18 protein-coding genes are annotated in these 17,460 nt (G+C 60.7%); 14 read left to right on the top strand and 4 right to left on the bottom strand.

Going from position 1 to position 17,460, the window contains the following annotated elements; all coding sequences use genetic code 11:
- The first annotated feature begins 10 nt into the window (after positions 1–10).
- The 10 genes from ACSQ16_RS12775 (at position 11) to ACSQ16_RS12730 (ending at position 11,884) form a co-directional block, all read left to right on the top strand.
- Positions 11–1,027 carry an ABC transporter permease gene (locus ACSQ16_RS12775; RefSeq protein WP_243262919.1) on the top strand — a complete coding sequence of 339 codons (1,017 nt, stop codon included), beginning with the start codon at positions 11–13 and terminating at the stop codon, positions 1,025–1,027.
- The gene (locus ACSQ16_RS12770) at positions 1,024–1,893 is read left to right on the top strand and encodes an ABC transporter permease (RefSeq protein WP_243262920.1); all 870 of its coding nucleotides are present in this window, start codon (positions 1,024–1,026) and stop codon (positions 1,891–1,893) included. Before ACSQ16_RS12775 ends, ACSQ16_RS12770 begins: the two co-directional genes overlap by 4 nt.
- The gene (locus ACSQ16_RS12765; protein ID WP_243262921.1) at positions 1,890–2,912 is read left to right on the top strand and encodes an ABC transporter ATP-binding protein; all 1,023 of its coding nucleotides are present in this window, start codon (positions 1,890–1,892) and stop codon (positions 2,910–2,912) included. Before ACSQ16_RS12770 ends, ACSQ16_RS12765 begins: the two co-directional genes overlap by 4 nt.
- Positions 2,909–3,961: an ABC transporter ATP-binding protein gene (locus tag ACSQ16_RS12760; RefSeq protein ID WP_243262922.1), complete on the top strand. Its 1,053-nt coding sequence runs from the start codon at positions 2,909–2,911 to the stop codon at positions 3,959–3,961. Before ACSQ16_RS12765 ends, ACSQ16_RS12760 begins: the two co-directional genes overlap by 4 nt.
- Positions 3,958–5,226 (top strand): aminotransferase class III-fold pyridoxal phosphate-dependent enzyme, encoded by a 1,269-nt coding sequence (locus tag ACSQ16_RS12755; RefSeq protein ID WP_243262923.1) that lies wholly within the window; start codon positions 3,958–3,960, stop codon positions 5,224–5,226. Before ACSQ16_RS12760 ends, ACSQ16_RS12755 begins: the two co-directional genes overlap by 4 nt.
- Positions 5,223–6,092 carry a transketolase gene (locus tag ACSQ16_RS12750; RefSeq protein ID WP_243262924.1) on the top strand — a complete coding sequence of 290 codons (870 nt, stop codon included), beginning with the start codon at positions 5,223–5,225 and terminating at the stop codon, positions 6,090–6,092. The genes ACSQ16_RS12755 and ACSQ16_RS12750 overlap by 4 nt, the downstream gene beginning before the upstream one ends.
- Positions 6,089–7,114, top strand: coding sequence for a transketolase family protein (locus tag ACSQ16_RS12745; protein WP_243262925.1), 1,026 nt, complete (start codon positions 6,089–6,091; stop codon positions 7,112–7,114). The genes ACSQ16_RS12750 and ACSQ16_RS12745 overlap by 4 nt, the downstream gene beginning before the upstream one ends.
- 249 nt (positions 7,115–7,363) lie before the next feature.
- A complete protein-coding gene (locus ACSQ16_RS12740; protein ID WP_243262926.1) occupies positions 7,364–8,308 on the top strand; it encodes a helix-turn-helix domain-containing protein in 945 nt (314 codons plus the stop codon).
- Between the two features lie 100 nt (positions 8,309–8,408).
- Positions 8,409–9,827 carry an aldehyde dehydrogenase family protein gene (locus ACSQ16_RS12735; protein ID WP_243262927.1) on the top strand — a complete coding sequence of 473 codons (1,419 nt, stop codon included), beginning with the start codon at positions 8,409–8,411 and terminating at the stop codon, positions 9,825–9,827.
- 74 nt (positions 9,828–9,901) lie between these two features.
- Complete coding sequence (locus ACSQ16_RS12730) at positions 9,902–11,884, top strand: tyramine oxidase (RefSeq protein WP_243262928.1); 1,983 nt, start codon at positions 9,902–9,904, stop codon at positions 11,882–11,884.
- A gap of 652 nt (positions 11,885–12,536) precedes the next feature.
- Here the strand turns inward: ACSQ16_RS12730 and ACSQ16_RS12725 are convergent.
- Positions 12,537–12,710: a hypothetical protein gene (locus ACSQ16_RS12725; RefSeq protein WP_243262929.1), complete on the bottom strand. Its 174-nt coding sequence runs from the start codon at positions 12,708–12,710 to the stop codon at positions 12,537–12,539.
- Between the two features lie 149 nt (positions 12,711–12,859).
- Here ACSQ16_RS12725 and ACSQ16_RS12720 point away from each other — a divergent pair, with 149 nt between their 5' ends.
- Positions 12,860–13,405: a YaeQ family protein gene (locus ACSQ16_RS12720; RefSeq protein WP_093926437.1), complete on the top strand. Its 546-nt coding sequence runs from the start codon at positions 12,860–12,862 to the stop codon at positions 13,403–13,405.
- Between the two features lie 47 nt (positions 13,406–13,452).
- On the opposite strand, the gene ACSQ16_RS12715 is transcribed toward ACSQ16_RS12720, so the two are convergent.
- Positions 13,453–13,899, bottom strand: coding sequence for a hypothetical protein (locus ACSQ16_RS12715; protein WP_243262930.1), 447 nt, complete (start codon positions 13,897–13,899; stop codon positions 13,453–13,455).
- Positions 13,900–14,055: 156 nt separating this feature from the next.
- Complete coding sequence (locus tag ACSQ16_RS12710) at positions 14,056–14,622, bottom strand: carboxymuconolactone decarboxylase family protein (RefSeq protein ID WP_093926435.1); 567 nt, start codon at positions 14,620–14,622, stop codon at positions 14,056–14,058.
- Between the two features lie 99 nt (positions 14,623–14,721).
- Here ACSQ16_RS12710 and ACSQ16_RS12705 point away from each other — a divergent pair, with 99 nt between their 5' ends.
- Positions 14,722–15,294 (top strand): TetR/AcrR family transcriptional regulator, encoded by a 573-nt coding sequence (locus ACSQ16_RS12705; protein ID WP_243262931.1) that lies wholly within the window; start codon positions 14,722–14,724, stop codon positions 15,292–15,294.
- A gap of 12 nt (positions 15,295–15,306) precedes the next feature.
- Here the strand turns inward: ACSQ16_RS12705 and ACSQ16_RS12700 are convergent, their stop codons facing one another.
- Positions 15,307–15,921 carry a hypothetical protein gene (locus ACSQ16_RS12700; RefSeq protein WP_093926433.1) on the bottom strand — a complete coding sequence of 205 codons (615 nt, stop codon included), beginning with the start codon at positions 15,919–15,921 and terminating at the stop codon, positions 15,307–15,309.
- 120 nt (positions 15,922–16,041) lie between these two features.
- Between ACSQ16_RS12700 and ACSQ16_RS12695 the strand changes: the two genes are divergently transcribed.
- Both ACSQ16_RS12695 and arsB read left to right on the top strand, forming a co-directional pair.
- A complete protein-coding gene (locus tag ACSQ16_RS12695) occupies positions 16,042–16,371 on the top strand; it encodes an ArsR/SmtB family transcription factor (protein WP_243262932.1) in 330 nt (109 codons plus the stop codon).
- A gap of 29 nt (positions 16,372–16,400) precedes the next feature.
- A complete protein-coding gene (gene arsB / locus ACSQ16_RS12690; RefSeq protein ID WP_435988518.1) occupies positions 16,401–17,459 on the top strand; it encodes an ACR3 family arsenite efflux transporter in 1,059 nt (352 codons plus the stop codon).
- Position 17,460: the final 1 nt, after the last annotated feature.

The raw sequence follows: 17,460 nt of genomic DNA, 5'->3' as shown, positions 1-17,460 counted from the left end.
GGGCAAGGCCATGCTGCGCTATATCATACGCCGGGTGCTGGGAGTGCCGTTTCTCCTGCTCGGCGTGGCCAGTGTGGCCTTCATCCTGTCGCAAAGCACGAAGGGCGATCCGCTTTCCGCCCTCGTACCCGAGCGGATGATGAACAACCCCGAAATCGTGCAGGCCGTAGAGGCGCAGTGGGGTTTGGATAAGCCTTTGCCGGTGCGCTACGTCGTCTACATGAAAAATCTGGTGCAGGGCGACATGGGCACCTCCTTTAACACCCGCCGCCCCGTCGCCCGCGATATTGCCGAGCGTTTGCCCGCGACCTTGGAACTGGTGGTCGCCGCGATGATCGTCGGCACCACGCTTGGTATGGCAATTGGCTTGCTGTCGGCACGGTTCCGTCACTCGATCTTCGACAATGCTGCCCGCGGGTTTGCCCTGCTTGGGTCCTCGCTGCCGATCTTCTGGTCGGGTCTGATCATGCTTTATATCTTCTCGGTACAGCTTAAATGGACGCCCGGCACGGGACGGCTTGATGCCCGAACCCAAGCGCCAGAAGGGGTCACCGGGTTTTATACCGTCGATGCGCTACTGGCCGGGAACGGCGGACTTTTCATCGAGACGCTAAGCCATCTTGCGCTGCCTGCGCTGGTTTTGGGCTGGTCAGTTATCGGCATTGTCGCCCGACTGGTCCGCTCATCGCTGCTTGATGCGCTTGGGCAGGACTATGTGCGTACAGCACGGGCCAAGGGCGCATCCGAGCGGGTCGTGCTGATTAACCACGCGCTGCGCAACGCGCTTATCCCGGTGCTCACGGTGTTGGGCTTTACCTTTGCCTACCTCATCACGGGCGCAGTCCTGACCGAGGCGATCTTTAGCTGGCCGGGCATCGGCTCCTATGCCGTGTCGGCCGCGCGTTCGCTGGACTATCCCGCCATTGGCGGCGTCACCATCGTCGGCGCGACGGCCTTCCTTTTGGCAAATCTGGTCACCGACATCGCCTATGCTTGGGCCAACCCGCGCATCAAGGTGTCGGGATGAGCGCGGTCGAGACCCTTCGCCCCGCAAGCCCCAGCCGGCCTCGCCGTGCGTGGACCTTTGTGCGCCGCTTGCCCCTGACCGGACAGATCGGCATCTTGATCCTTTTGTTTTGGGCCGTGACCTTGCTGACCGTTCAGTTCTGGCCGCTTGTCGATCCGCTGATGATGGCCGGGCGGCGGTTGCAGCCGCCCTCCGCTGACCATTGGCTGGGGACCGATGCGCTTGGTCGTGACGTGCTGTCGCGGACCTTACATGGGTCAACTTACACGATCCCCGTGGCTCTTATGGTAGTGGTCTCTGCCGTTGTCATCGGCTCGGCCTTAGGGGCTGCGGCGGGCTACCTTGGCGGCTGGACGGATGCTGTTATCATGCGGGCCGCCGATGTGACCCTGTCGTTCCCGCCGATCCTACTGGCGATGACCGTCGCTGCGACCTTGGGGCCGGGATTGCCGAACGCAGGCCTCGCGATGGTGATCGTCTGGTGGCCGATCTATGCGCGGCTGATGCGCGCACAGGTGCTTGAGGTCCGCACCCGCGAACATGTCGAAGCGGCCATCGCAGGCGGAGCCGGGCGCGGGCGCGTGCTGGTGGTGCATATCCTGCCGCTGTGCTGGACGCCCACGCTGATCAACGCGACAATGGACTTCGGGCAGGTGGCGCTGCTGGCCGCCTCGCTCAGCTTTATCGGTCTGGGGGCTGTGCCGCCAAGCCCGGAATGGGGCAGCATGATCTCGGAAGGGGCGGCGAAATTCTACAGCTGGTGGATCGCTTTTGGCCCTGGCATGGCGATCCTTTCTGTGGTGCTGGCAACTGCATTCTTAGGCGACGGTCTGCGTGACGTGCTTGACCGCAGGGGGCCAAAATGAGCGCCGCACCCCTCTTGGAAATCCGTGATCTGCGCGCCGCCTTTCCCGGCCCGCATGGTCCGGTCGAGGCGGTGCGCGGCATTGACCTTATGCTTGACGCAGGCGAGGTGCTGGGGGTCGTGGGCGAGAGCGGGTCGGGCAAGTCTGTGGCGATGATGGCCCTGCTACAACTGCTGCCACCAAGTGCCATCATTAGCGGCTCGGCCCGGTTCAAGGGGCGCGAGTTGGTTGGCATGCCGCGTGGGGAAATCCGTCAGATTCTGGGCCAAGAGATCGGCTGTATCTTTCAAGACCCGCTGAGCGCCTTCAACCCGGTGTTGACCATCGGCGACCAGATCCTTGAAGCGATCCGTCTGCATGACCGCAAGATCAGCACGCAAGACGCAAAACGCCGGGTGCTGGACCTTTTAGCGTCAGTCTCGATCCCACAGCCAGACCGCCGCGCGGATCAGTATCCCCATGAATTCTCCGGCGGGATGCGCCAGCGGGCGATGATCGCCATGGCGCTTGCCAATAATCCCAGCCTGCTGATCGCTGATGAGCCGACAACCGCGCTTGATGTGACGGTGCAGGCGCAAATCCTTGATCTGTTGCGGCAATTGGCTGCGGAGCGCGGGATTGGCATGGTGCTTATCACCCATGACTTAGGCGTTGTGGCGGGCATGGCGCGGGACATCGCGGTTATGTACGGTGGCCGGGTGGTCGAGACTGGTACGGCGGACGACATCTTCTACGACACCTGCCATCCCTACACGTGCGGACTGATCGCCGCGATGCCCCGGCTTGAGAAGATCACCGAAAAACTCGTGTCCATCGAAGGCACACCGCCGTCAATCTTTGACCGCCCCGCAGGGTGTAGCTTCGCGCCGCGCTGCAAGCTGGCACTCCCTGATTGCCGCGCGACCGACCCGTCCCTGCGCCCAGTACACCGCACATCCGTGGCCTGCCTGCGTGCCGAAGAAATCGTTGCAGGCACGCAAGGTGCAGTGCGCGCAGAATTTGAGAAGGGGGCATTATGATCCAAACACCTCCCTCCCAGCCAGTTCTGTCGGTGCGTAACCTCTCCAAGGATTACCCCGTCGGTTCCAACCTTCTGGGCACCAAGCCAGCGCAGCTTTTGCGGGCGGTCAGCGACGTGAGCTTTGACGTCGCACCGGGCCAGACCTTTGGGCTGGTGGGGGAAAGCGGCTGCGGTAAGACGACGCTGGGCCGCTGCATCCTGCGATTGATTGAACCCACCGATGGCGAGATCGTGTTGGCCGGGGCCAACATCACCCGGCTTGATGCAGCGGATATGCGGCCTGTCCGGCGGGATCTGCAAATCGTGTTTCAGGATCCGATGTCCTCGCTGCATCCCGGCATAACCATCCGGCGCATTCTGGCCGAAGGGATGCGCCTGTTAAAGCTCGACGCCAAAGCGACCGAGACGCGCATTCGTGACCTGTTGGAGCTGGTGCAGTTGCCACAAGACGTGGCAGACCGATATCCGCACGAGCTTTCGGGCGGACAACGGCAGCGCATCGGCATCGCCCGCGCCATTTCGGTCGACCCCAAGGTGGTGGTGCTGGATGAGCCTGTCTCGGCGCTGGATGTGTCCATTCAGGCGGGGGTGTTGAACCTGCTGCGTGATTTGCAGGACCGGCTAGGGATCGCCTTTTTGTTCATCGCCCATGACCTTAGCGTGGTGCGCTATATTTCGCACCGGATCGCGGTGATGTACCTTGGCCAGATCGTTGAAGTCGGTCCGGCAGATGCGCTGTTTTCAGCTCCGCAGCACCCCTACACTCAGGCGTTGCTTTCGGCGATCCCGCTGGCCGACCCCCGCGCCGAGCGCAGCCGCAAACGGACCATGCTGAAGGGCGATTTGCCCAGCCCGCTGAACCCGCCTTCGGGCTGTCGTTTCCGAACCCGTTGTCCCCGCGCGCAACCGCTTTGTGCCGAAGTCAGCCCCGCCCTGACGCCGGGCGCGTGTGACCATGCCGTCGCCTGCCATTTTCCCGGCCCCGATCCGGCGCTGGACGGCATGGCACCCACAATTGCAAATTCTCATAACGGAGCGGATAGATGAATTCGCCTATGCTTCAGACCAACGAGTCTCAGGACAGCCGCCTACGCGCGCGCGCCGCACGCGTCATTCCCGGCGGCATGTGGGGGCATCAGCGTGCCGAAGCACTGCCGAAGGGCTATCCGCAGTTCTTCGCTAGTGGCAAAGGCGCACGGGTGACCGATGTCGACGGACGCGAATACATCGACTTTATGTGCGCTTGGGGGCCGATCATTCTGGGGCATCAGCACGAGGGCGTCGAAGCGGCTGCGGCGGCACAGGCGAGTGCGGGGAACTGCCTCAACGGGCCGACCGAACATGCCGTGATCCTTGCGGAGCGTCTGGTAGATACCGTGGCCCATGCGGACTGGGCGCTTTTGCAGAAAAACGGATCGGACGCGATGACCACCTGCATTACCACCGCCCGTGCGGCAACAGGACGGCGCAAAATTCTTATCGCGAAAGGGGCCTACCACGGGGCGGTTCCTTGGTGCTCGCCTTCGCTGGTGGGTGTAACCAGCGAAGACCGCGCGCATCTGCTGCATTTCACCTTTAACGATGTCGACAGTCTTGTCGCGGCGGTCGCCGACGCGGGGGACGACCTGGCCGCGATCGTGGTTTCGGCGTTTCGTCATGACCTTGGTATCCCGCAGGAGTTGCCGACCGAAGCCTTTGCCCATGCGGTGCGCAAACACTGCGACGACAGTGGCGCGGTCATGGTGCTTGATGATGTGCGGGCGGGATTTCGGCTTAATATGGCCGGATCGTGGGAGGGGACAGGCGTGCGCCCAGACCTGACCGCCTTTTCCAAGGCTATTGCCAATGGTCACGCGCTTTCAGCCGTCACCGGCAGCGAATGGCTGCGCGACGCGGCCAACAGCGTCTTTGTAACCGGCTCATTCTGGTACGCCGGGGCGCAGATGGCTGCGGGGGTCGCGACGCTGGATGAATTGGTGCGGATCGATGGCCCCGCGCTGATGGCCCGCGCCGGACACCGGCTGCGAAACGGATTGGACGAACAGGCCGCGCGCCATGGCTTTGCCCTCAACCAAAGCGGGCCAGTGGCAATGCCGCTTGTGCAGTTCGCAGGCGACGACCCCAAAGCCTCGCTTGGCGAGGCGTTCTGCGGAGAGGCGCTGCGCCGCGGGGTCTATCTGCACCATCGCCACAATATGTTCCTGAGTACAGCACATACGGACGCTGAAATCGACTGCGCGCTGGAGGCCACAGAGGATGCGTTCGCGGCCTTGGCGCGCAACCGCCCCAAAGATCAAGGAGACGCCGCATGAAACCCGAGCGCAACAACGTCAGTCTGTCGGTTCTGGAAGAAAAGGCGAAGTTCATCCGAACCGAGACCGTGCGCCTGTCCCGCATTGCCGGGGCGGGGCATTACTCATCGACATTCTCCTGTGCCGAACTGCTCGCGACCCTCTACTACGATCAGATGCGCTTGGAGCCCGGTCAGCCAGAGTGGCCCGAGCGGGATCGCTTTGTCATGTCCAAGGGGCATGCCGCCATCGGGCTCTACCCCGTGCTGGCAGATCTGGGGTTTTTCGACCCCTCTGAGCTCGACACCTATACCCGGCTGGGGTCAAGCTACGGTGACCATCCGGATATGAAGAAGGTTAAAGGGATCGACTTTTCCTCCGGCTCGCTGGGGCATGGGCTTTCTATCGGCGTTGGCATGGCGCTGGCAGCCCGAATGACGCAGCGCGACTACCGGACCTACGTGATGCTTGGCGATGGCGAGTTGAGCGAGGGACAGATTTGGGAGGCTGCGAATTCGGCTGGGCATTTCGGACTGCAGAACCTCGTGGCCATTGTGGACCGCAACGGTCTCTCGATCGACGGGCATACCGAAGACATCATGACCGTTGAGCCAATGGAGGACCGCTTTGCAGCCTTCGGTTGGGAGGTGCAGCGCATTGAGGGCCATGACCTTAACGCCGTCCGAGAGGCATTCGCGCGCCTGCCTTCGGGCCGCGACGGGCGACCGCAGGTGATCATCGCCGACACCGTAAAAGGGCGCGGCGTGGCGCATATGGAGATGTCGCTCGATTGGCACGTCGGCAACCTTGTGGGCGAAGACTACGACGCCGTGATGGCCGAGTTGGAAGCAGGCCTGAAACCCTATGAGCCGGAGAGCATGGCATGACCAAGGATATGCAGGACGAGAGCGAGATTTTTCGCGGCACCACCACCGGCAGCACCCGGCTGCGCGATGCCCGTTCGGTACGCGGCACGCCCAAGGCCGGGATGCCGGCCTTTGTATTGGGAGAGGAGCTTGCCGATCTGGCCGACAGCGATCCGCGCATTGCTGTGGCGACGGCGGATCTGGCTTCGGCCAACCGCACCAATGATTTTCGCGACCGGCACCCTGAGCGTTTCGTGAATTTCTCCATCGCGGAGAAGAACATGATCACGGCGGCGGCGGGCATGGCTTCGACCGGCTTGGTGCCCTATGTCGCGACCTTCGCCAGCTTTGCGGCGATCCTCGGGGCTGAGGCGATCCGCACAGACTGCGCCTATCCGCGCATGAAGGTCCGAGTGCTCGGCAGCCACTCTGGCATGTCGATGGGGTTCTACGGAAGCTCGCATCATGCGTTGGAAGACCTCGGGATGTTGCGCTGTATGGCCGATCTGACGGTGGTTTGTGCCACAGATGCCAATCACCTGCGCGCGATCCTGCGCGCCTCGGTTGACCATCCCAAGGCGATGTATATCCGGCTTGGTCGGGGACGCGATCCGGAGGTGTATCCGTCCGTGCCGCAGATTACTTTCGGTAAGGCGGCACGGCTGCGCGAAGGGACCGACTTGACCATCATCACCTGCGGCTCGCAGGTCCGCGCCAGCCTCGACGCGGCAGAGGTTTTGGCGGGCGAGGGGATCTCTGTTCGCGTTGTCGACATGTTCACGATCAGCGAGATGGATCGCGATGAGATCAAGGCCGCTGCCGCGGAAACTGGTGCGATCTTGACCGTAGAAGAGCACAACATCACCGGCGGTCTCGGATCAGCGGTGACTGAGGTGCTAATTGACCTGCCAAGGTGCAGGTTTCGCAAGCACGGCGTTCCAGACAAATACGTCGAAGTCGGTCCACCCGCAGCACTTTATGCGCATTACCGATTGAATGCGGAGGGTGTCGCCGAAATCGCGCGTGAGTTTCATTCAGCTTGAAGGTTGATGTGAGCTTGGCGTTTAGCTCTCATCTGAGCCCGTCAGCCTGCGGCGTTTTAGGTTTCGATGCAGCTTTGTGCCGCAATCTATACTTCGGTGCGGCCGGACGGTGGAAGGAGCGAAAGCACCTCTTTAGATGTTGCAAACCGTCAATCGGCCTTCGTTCGACCGCGCTTGATGCATGCAAATGAATGCGATAACCTTTTCTAAGGGGCGCCACAGCGCGGGTTTCTGAGGGGTTGCGGGATCATGAAAGCACTGAGCCGAATCTCGACGAATTCCACGCCTATCGAAGTCCTACGCAACGACATTCTACAAATCTGCGGCGCTTTTGAGGTGGAACCAGCGCGCCACGGGGGGCCGTCTCATGGTCGGGCCCGGAAACAAGGGATGGGTGGGTTCGAAGCCGCACTGGTGTCGCTCGATGCCCAAGAAGCGGCCCGCACGCAGACTTGCATCCGGCGCGATCCGGGCGAATATTTCTTTATGCTGGTGCAGGATGTCGGCGAATGCGTGGTGCATCAAAGCGGTGCATCGACCCTCTTGCGGCCCGGCGATATGTTCATCGTCGACGCGACCCGCCCCTCGAAATTTGTCTATGACGGGCAATTGGCGCATCAGATTTCAGTGCACCTCCCCCGGGATGAGATGATTGGCAGGTTTGGCGCTATCTGTGACGGCGGTGTGGCGATTGACCGCAATGATCCCCTGTGGCTGGCGCTGCGCGCGGTGCTTTACAAGATGATGCACTGCCCGCCCGAAACCGGCTTGCAGTTGAGCGAAGCGTTTTATGGGCTGATGGGGGCCTATTTCCACGAGCGGCGCAGCCAGACCTTGGATGCACGTGGGCAGCTCATGGAGCGGGCTCTACAACTCATGACCCGCCACTACCGCGACCCTGAGTTTGGACCGAGCGCTTTGGCGCTGCATTTGGGCGTATCTCTGCGCAGCCTGCAACGCTATTTCGAACCCTTGGGCGAAACGCCGGGTCAACGTCTGCTGCAACTGCGTTTGACCCAAGCGCATGCAGAACTCTCTCGCCGCGGGGGCAAAGAGGTCTCTGTCACCGACTGCGCCTATCGCTGCGGCTTTAACGATCTTTCGCATTTCTACCGCGCCTTCCGGCAGCGCTATGGAATGACGCCCGGCGCCGTTGTCGCAGAAGTCCGCGACGGTGGCGCGATCGTCCAATAGGGCTGTCGCGTTATCCCAAGATGCCCGTCGAATCCGCGCCTAACCTCTGACCAGAGGAGGCGTTTCGGCGCGGTGCCGGAATGGGATGACGGAGGACATCATGAAAGACACCATCGATAGCATCGGCCTGATCGCGGCCGGTACACGGGTTGAGACGGGCGCGCGTTTCCCCGTGGCCAATCCCGGCACGGGGGGCCAAGCAGGCACGGCGCCGGATGTCGGACAGGCAGAATTGGACCGCGCAGTCGCCGCGGCAAAGGCGGCTTTCCCCGCGTGGTCAGCCACATCCGACGAAGAACGCGCCGCCGCTTGCACAGCCGTGGCCGATAAGATCGAAGCCCATGCGGAGGAGTTGGCCCAGCTTGTCACCGCCGAGCAAGGCAAGCCGTTGGGCGGCATCGGATCGCAATGGGAACTGGGCGGCGCTGTCGCTTGGGCGCGCTATACCGCGGGGCTCTCGCTGCCGATGGAAGTGCTGCAAGACACGCCTGAGGGCCGGGTCGAGATGTACCGCAAGCCGCTCGGGGTGGTGGGGTCGATCACCCCGTGGAACTTCCCCGTGCTGATCGCGGTCTGGCACATTCTGCCCGCGCTGCGTAGCGGCAATACTGTGGTCAGCAAACCATCCCCGATGACCCCGCTCGCGTCCCTGCGCATGATTGAGTTGATGAACGAAGTACTGCCAGCAGGCGTGGTCAATTCAGTGAGCGCCGCCGATGGCGCCTTCAACATGGGCGCGGCCATGTCGGCGCATCCGGACATCGCCAAGATCGTCTTTACCGGCTCTTGCGGGACCGGCCAGAAGGTCATGCAATCCAGCGCTGAGACGATGAAGCGTCTGACCCTTGAGATGGGCGGCAATGACGCGGGCATCGTGTTGCCCGATGCCGATCCACAGGCGATTGCCGAAGGGCTGTTCTGGGGCGCCTTCATCAACAACGGCCAAACCTGCGCCGCGATGAAACGGCTTTATGTGCACGACGACATCCACGACGCGGTCTGTGACGCACTGGTCGCCTATGCACGCAACATCAAAGTGGGCGAAGGCACGCAGGAGGACAGCGTCCTTGGCCCCGTGCAGAACCAGATGCAATTCGACAAGGTGGCGAAGCTGGTGGCGCAGGCCAAGGAAAGCGGGCAGGTTCTGCTGGGCGGTGAACCGGGCGAGGGGCTGTTCTACCCGCCGACGATCATCGCCGGGATGACCGCAGATGACCCGCTCGTCTACGAAGAGCAATTCGGCCCCGCGCTGCCGATCATCCGCTATAGTGATCTGGACGATGCGCTGGCGCAGGCCAATGCGCTGGACGTGGGCCTTGGTGGCTCTGTCTGGTCGTCTGATAGGGCGGCGGCCAAGGAGGTGGCAAAACGGATGGAATGCGGCTCGGTCTGGATCAACAGCCATGGCATGATCCAACCCAACGCGCCCTTCGGGGGCGTCAAGAAGTCAGGCTTCGGCGTCGAGTTCGGCGAAGAGGGGCTGAAGGAATACACCGACATTCAGGTGATTTTCGCCTGACGCTGGGAGGGGAGGACGATCATTCGGTGTCCGCCATGGCGGGCACCTTCAAGAAAAACATGAAGGGAGACAGCATGTTACGTAAAACTTTACTCGGCGGGGCCGCGGCCCTTGCCTTGACTGGCGGGGCGTCATTCGCGCATCCGCTCGATGGTTTTTCCGGTGAGGAATACCAAAAGATCAACGAAATCCTGCGCGCAGGCGATCTGGCGGGGGATGACACGCTCTATCCGCTGATCGAATTGATCGAGCCGCCCAAGGCCGATGTGCTGGCGTGGAGCGAGGGCGACACGCTCGACCGCCGCGCGATGGTGCATATGTCCAACGCCGACAACAGCGGCTTTGTCGAGACCATCGTGAACCTGACGACCGGAGAGATCGAGAGCAGCGCGCCCACCGAGGGTCAGCCGATGATCCTCTTCAATGAGTTCGCCAACGCTATGACCGCCGCGCTAGAGCATCCCGACATGATCGCGGGGCTAGAGAAACGCGGGCTGACGCCGGATCAGGTGTTCTGCCTGCCGCTCACTGCGGGTAACTTCTTCTCGGACGAAGACGACGGCACGCGCTTGATGAAAGTGCCTTGCTACGTGTCGCCCGAAGGGTCGAATTTCTATGCCAAACCGATCGAGAACATCTATGCCGTGGTCGATCTGCAAAGCGGCAAAGCGCTGCGGGTGATCGACGAAGGCAACGTAGCGATCCCCGAGGACGGCTGGGGCTACACGGGCGAGGAGATCGAGGCCCGGACCCCACAACGCGCCGCGACGAATCCCGCCGTGCTGACCCAAGAGGGCGGGCCGAATTTCACCTATGCCGATGGCGCGCTGGAATGGGACATGTGGCGCATGCGTCTGCGGGTCGACAAACGCCCCGGTCCAGTGCTGTCGAACATTGACGTGAAGGATGGCGAGGAGTGGCGCACGCTGCTCTATCAAGCGCATCTGTCTGAGGTCTTCGTGCCCTATATGGACCCGAGCGCCGGGCTCTATTGGCGGACCTATATGGACAGTGGCGAATATGGTTTCGGGCTGTTCCTGACCCCACTGGTGGCCGGGATCGACTGCCCGACTTACGCAACCTTCCTGCCAGCAATGATCGCGGGTGACGATGGCCAGCCGCTGGAAATCCCCGACGCGGTCTGCATCTTTGAGCGCAACATCGGTGATCCGGCGTGGCGACATTTCGAGGTCTTCGCTCAAGGCCCCGATCAATACACCCCCGCCGAGGGTCGGCCCGAGACAGAGTTGGTGGTGCGCACAGCGTCCGAAGTGGGCAACTATGACTATCTGATCGACTACCGTTTCAAGCAGAACGGTCAGATGGAGATTAAGATCGGTGCCACAGGTCTCGACGGTGTGAAAGGCGCTGATGCGACTTCGATGGATGATCCTTCGGCGGCGCGTGAGACAGAGTACGGCACGCTCATCGCGCCCAATCTAGTGGCGGCGAACCATGACCACTACTTCAACTTCCGGCTTGATTTCGACATCGACCAGCCCAGCAACCGCTTCATGACGATGGACATCGTGCCTGCCGAAGTGGCCGAAGACAGTCCGCGCCGGTCCCTATGGAAGGTCGAGCATAACATGCCCAAATCCGAGGCCGAGGCGACCTATCAGGTGTCTTCGTTCAAGCCGCGCTACTTCATGCTGCAAAACCCCGACCGCAAAGGCCCGTTGGGGCACAAGCCGGGCTACATGATCCACCACGGCAGCGTCGCCTATGGGCCTTTCGACTTTGAGAACGACCCCCCGATGATCCGCAACGCCTATATCGAGAATTCGGTATGGAACACGGTGCATGATCCTGAGGAACGTTATGCTGGCGGCAAGTTCGCTTTGCAAAGCGACGGCTCCGACACGCTGGCGCAATGGGTCAAGGAAGACGCGCCGCTACAGGATCAGGACATCGTTACGTGGTTCACCGCGGGCTTCCACCATGTGCCCCGCACCGAAGACTGGCCTGTCATGTCGACCGAATGGAAGACCGTGCATATCATGCCGCACAACTTCTTCCCGATGAACCCGGCGATCACGATCCGCGATCCTGAATAAGGCCGCTTGAGGAATGAGGGAGGCGAGCAGCGCAAGCTGTTCGTCTTTCTCAAGCACAAGGTAGAGTTATTTTGAGGGGCGTGTCGGCCCTGAAGCCATCCCGGCAGATATTTTCGAACTCGCAGTGGAACAAGGCGAGCGAGAGACCATTTATCCCTCCGAAGTCGTCTGAGGCCTTTGCGGCAGTTTGGCATTTTCTTGCCCTTTCGCCCTTGACGCAGACGTCTCTCCTCAAACTCATGGCTTGACGAAAAGCAGAACCAGAGCCCCGAAAATATGATCGCCAGACCGCCCGTGCAGAGCGTAATGGTCGGAATAGGGCGCCGCGCCGAGCCCGATAGCGCCGCGCGCCGGCGAAGCCCGGAATGCGAACGCGCTCTTCCATATGCTCCCGTTCATACCACCGATTGAAATCAGCCTCATGATCGGGGTCTATATCGCTCCAGACCAGAAGCTGGGCCTGATCGGTCGTACGGATATTGCTGCATTCTGTATCCTGATCCTCGGGCAATGTTCTCCAGTCACGTGGCGGGGCGCGGTCGATATGCGGTCAATCTCTGTCGATTGTTGTTGGGGCCCCCTTGCCGAGATGGGGTCCAACGACAAACGGGATTATTCAGGGGGGTGTTAGTATGTTCCGATCAGCCCCGTTTCAGGCCGCGCTAGGTCTGGCGCTGATGAGGTTCTGCGCAGGCCGGGCCAGATCGGCACTGGTTTCGTAGGTCGCCACATCGGAACTGCGCCGCCAGATGCAATACAGCGGCAGGGGCGACAGTTTCGCATCGACATCAAGCTCATAAATACCCCCCGGCTGGCCGCAAGCCATGAGGTAAGGTCAGCCCAACGATAAAGTCACTGCCCAAGCAGAAACATAGGGTCCTTGGTCAAATGCGTGACGCTGGCCATCGCTATCGCCTTTCCTCGGCAGCCCCAAGCGCGTAGGCAGCCCGTAACCCAGAAAAATTGAGACATATCATGGCGCAGAATGCCACCATCTACAAAGTCGAACTGTCGGTCTCTGACATGGACCGCCACTATTACGAGACCCACAAGCTGACCATCGCCAAACACCCTTCGGAAACGGATGAGCGGCTGATGCTGCGTCTTGCGGCCTTTGCTCTGAACGCCCATGAGCATTTGGAAATGACAAAAGGCCTGTCGACCGACGATGAGCCAGACATCTGGCAGAAAAGCCTAAGCGGGGAGTTGGATGTTTGGATCACGCTCGGTCTGCCAAGCGAGAAGGTCTTGCGCCAGTCCTGCAACAAAGCGGCCAAGGTGGTGGTCTATCCCTATGGCGGCCGAACGGCTGAGGTTTGGTGGGACAAGATCAAGAACAGCACAACCCGTTTTGACAATCTCGAAGTGGTCAACCTGCCCGAGGCCGACACAAAGGCGCTGGCCGATCTGGCAAACCGCGCGATGAAGCTTCAGGTGATGATCCAAGACGGCGAAGTGACGGTCAATCTGGAAGAGGCGTTGGTCACACTAACGCTTGATCGATGGAAAAGCGCCGCCTGATTCATACTGCGGGCGCGGCAGGGAGCAATTCACCTGCCGCGCTTGATTTACGTCGTTTGCTTACGTTGCAACGCCGCGATGACATAGCCGATCACCATGGCCATCCCGACATGTCCGACAAAGGATGACTGCGTGTAAGCGCCAAATCCCATCATAAAGCTACGCCCGATCAGTGGTGCCAGAAGCCCCTGTGCGACAAACCAAAGCACAAGACCCGACAGCGCCCCTGACAACACCAGCCCCAGCCGCGTCAAGCGATGCGCGAGCCAGACCGTGGCGGAAAAGCCTGCGATGCCAATGGCGATATGCAGCGCAAACCCAAGCCAATAGGGCAGGGTAACCCCGATAAGCTTAGCAAGTGCTACGACAAGGTTCGCCGGGGCGAGTGCGACGCCAAAAAGGAGGGGGGACAACAGCCAAGCATAAAGCTCAAAGGCGATTTCACCGGCAAGCCCTGCCAGTGCGAGGGTGCGAAGGGTCTGAGTGAGGGGCATGGGGGCGGTTCTCTTGAAGAAGGACAGCACATTTGGACCACCAGCAGCCAATCAGGCGTTGGGGCAGATATCTGTCGGCCATGGAGGGGAGAATGGGCGCGCTACGTCCGCGCGAAGGCGAAAAAAGGCGCGCCGCAATCGGGCGCGCCTTTAACTTTATACGTCGAGTTTGTTGTCGCCGCGGCTCCATGCCAGCGGTTGGAAAACTTCGTCCACGGGGGTTTCGGCCACGTGGTTGACGTAGTTCGAAATGGTTTTCTGCGCCATGCCAAGGATCACGTCCAGCACCGCGCGGTGGCTGTAACCTGCGTCAAAGAACGTCTTCATCTGCTCGTCAGAGACAAAACCCCGGTTGCGCACCATCTGAACGGTAAAGGTCCGCAACGCTTCCAGTTTCGGCGTGGGCAGTGCGGTTTCATTGCGCAGCGCGTCGCTGATCTCGTCCGAGACTTTCATCATCTTTGCGATGCCGGTGTGGGCGGGCACGCAGTAGTGGCACTCGTTCTCAACGTTGATCGACTGCCAAACCACGGTCAGCTCTTCGGCGTCGAAATCGGTCTCGGTGAAAAGCTTGTGCAGCACCTGATAGCCTTCATAGGCCTGTGGGCTTTCTGCCAGCACCTTGTGAAGGCCGGGCAGGCGGCCAAAGGCTTTTTGCGATTCCGCCAGCAGCGGTTTGGAAGCTTCGGGCGCGCTATCTTGGTCGTGGGAAGGGAAGTTCATGTTTTTCGCCTTTGTAATTCATTGATGATTGTTAATTAGGGTTTCTTGAGCGATCACTCAAGTTTATATTTGAGTGATCGTTCAACATTTGGTGATCCCATGCCCCGCAAACCCAACCATGACCGGAATGAACTCATCGCCCGGGCGCGTGATCTGTTTTGGCGACAAGGCTGGGCGGGCACGTCGCTTAAAGACCTCGAAGCGGTGTTGAAAATGAAGCCCGGTAGTTTCTATGCAGCCTTCGGATCAAAAGAGGCGCTGTTCGAGATCGCGATGGACAAATACGCCGAAGACGGGGCCGGACGTTTGGCCGAATTGGTCGAGGCACATGGCCCGATGGCGGCGCTGAAACGTTATCCCGAACTGGCGATCTGCCGCGAGGAGGCCCCGGCAAAAGCCTGCATGCTGTCCAAGACTTTGTTAGAACTACAGGCGCATGGGCACCCGTTGGCGAAACGTGCCAGCGCGCATCTCATGGGGATGGAAGAACAATTTGCGGCCCTTTTCTCACAGATGCAGCAGGACGGAGAGATTGCCGCGTCGCATGATCCGAAATCACTGGCGCGGCGCTATCAAAGCGATCTGCTCGGCCTGCGCGTCTCGGCCGAGCGGGAGGGGATCGACGCCCATGCCATCGCCCGTGAAATCGCGGAAGGGCTGGACCGGCTGTAACCACAGCCGCCGCTATTCGATCTGCTCTTCCAACATGGCAGTGATCTTGCGCCGTTGAAAAATATTTCGGATCTGATGCGGCATGATCCGTTCCGGCACGAAATAAGGCTTGCCGTCTTTCCACTCCGCCCGGAACTTATGCCGCGCGGCGATCAATTTGGTGGAGTGGCCATCTGCTGCGGCGACGGTCAAATCCATCTGGCGCACCTTGTCGAACAGACCCTCGGTACCGATACGCGATTCGGCCCGACGCAAAAGATCGAGAAAGCTGCCGATGTCGATGAAATCGCCGCTTTTTATCGGCCCTTGGTTGGTGCGGGTCAGCGGGTTTTCAACCTCATTCAACGCGACTTCTTCGCGTTCGGTGACCTTGACGTGATAGGTTTTTTCATCGGTTACGACCCGCGCCATCACTTCTAACAAATAGATCGGTTCAGCGCCCATATTGGTCACGAAGCAATGCGCGTTTTCATCTCGCGCGATAGAGCGGTTGATCAGGATCACCGCCTGTCTCTGCCGCCGAAAATTTAGCCATAGGATATGCAGATAGGCCAGCCAGACCACTGCCGTAAAAAGGCTGACCGCGACCTGCAATGTCGCGGAATTCTCTGCAATCCACTCCAGCATCTTCTGCCTCCTCTGTCTTTCCTAGCGCAGTCGCGAAATTAACGCGTAGGCCAGCGCATTGTTGCATTCAGATTGACACAAGGGGCTTGACCTGCCGCCATTATATCAATAATTCACGATATGGATAATGAAAACGCTCTCCTAGCCTTCGCGGCCTTGGGCCAACCGACCCGACTGGATGTCTTTCGCCTGCTGATCAAAGCGGGGGGCGAGGGGATGTCCGCCGGAGAGATCGGCACCGCGCTGAACGTGCGGCAAAACACAATGTCTGCCAATCTTTCGGTGCTTGCCCGCGCGGGCTTGATCCGCAGCAACCGAGAAGGGCGCAGCATCCGCTATTTCGCCGATATGAACGGGCTGCGCGCGCTGCTGGGGTTCCTTTTGGAGGACTGCTGCGGCGGGCAGCCAGAGCTTTGCCAACCCCTGCTGGACGAACTGACCTGCTGCTAACCCCCGAAAACCACGAACGAAAGACTGCCATGACCGATCCTGCACAACCTGCCGCCGCTGGCCTTGGAACCTTTGAACGCTGGCTCTCGCTTTGGGTGGCACTGGCCATCGGCGCGGGGCTTTTGCTAGGCAATCTCTTTCCCGACCTCTTTGGCGCACTGGCCGCGCTTGAGGTCGCCTCGGTCAACCTGCCGGTGGCGGTGCTGATCTGGGCCATGGTCTTTCCGATGATGGTTGGCGTTGATTTCGGTGCGCTGCGGCAGGTGGGGGAGAAGCCCAAAGGGCTGGTGGTGACGCTGGTGGTAAATTGGCTGATCAAGCCCTTCACCATGGCCGCCCTTGGGGTGCTGTTCTTCAACTACGTCTTCGCCGGGTTGATCCCACCGGATGATGCGCAGGCCTATCTGGCGGGGGTGATCTTGTTGGGGGCTGCGCCCTGCACCGCGATGGTTTTTGTCTGGTCCAACCTCACGCGCGGCGATGCCACCTATACGCTGGTGCAGGTCAGCGTGAATGACGTGATCATGGTCTTTGCCTTTGCGCCGATCGTGGCTTTCCTCTTGGGCGTGACCGACATCACCGTGCCTTGGGACACGCTGCTGATCTCGGTCGGGCTTTACGTCATGCTGCCGCTGCTGGCGGGCTATCTCACCCGTGAGCGGTTGGTGGCCAAAGGCGGAGAGGCGGCGGTCGACGCCTTTAAGGCCCGCGTGCAACCCTTTGCGATCATGGGGCTTTTACTCACCGTGGTGCTGCTCTTTGGCTTTCAGGGCGAGGTGATCCTTGACCGTCCGCTCGTCATCGCGCTGATCGCCGTGCCGCTGCTGTTGCAATCCTACGGCATCTTCTTCATCGCCTATGGCGCCGCGCGGGCTTGGGGCATTCCCTATAATGTCGCCGCACCCTGCGCGCTGATCGGCACGTCGAACTTCTTTGAACTGGCCGTTGCCGTGGCGATCAGCCTTTTTGGGCTGGGGTCGGGTGCTGCCTTGGCCACCGTTGTGGGCGTCTTGGTCGAAGTGCCGGTTATGCTGTCGCTCGTGGCCTTTGCCAACCGCACGCAGCATTGGTTTCCCATCTCCAAGTGAA

This window comes from Sulfitobacter sp. SH24 (genome assembly GCF_965641895.1).
GTDB lineage: Bacteria > Pseudomonadota > Alphaproteobacteria > Rhodobacterales > Rhodobacteraceae > Sulfitobacter > Sulfitobacter dubius.
Note: the sequence above shows the minus strand (reverse complement) of the source record. Positions and strands in the feature narration are given on the sequence as shown.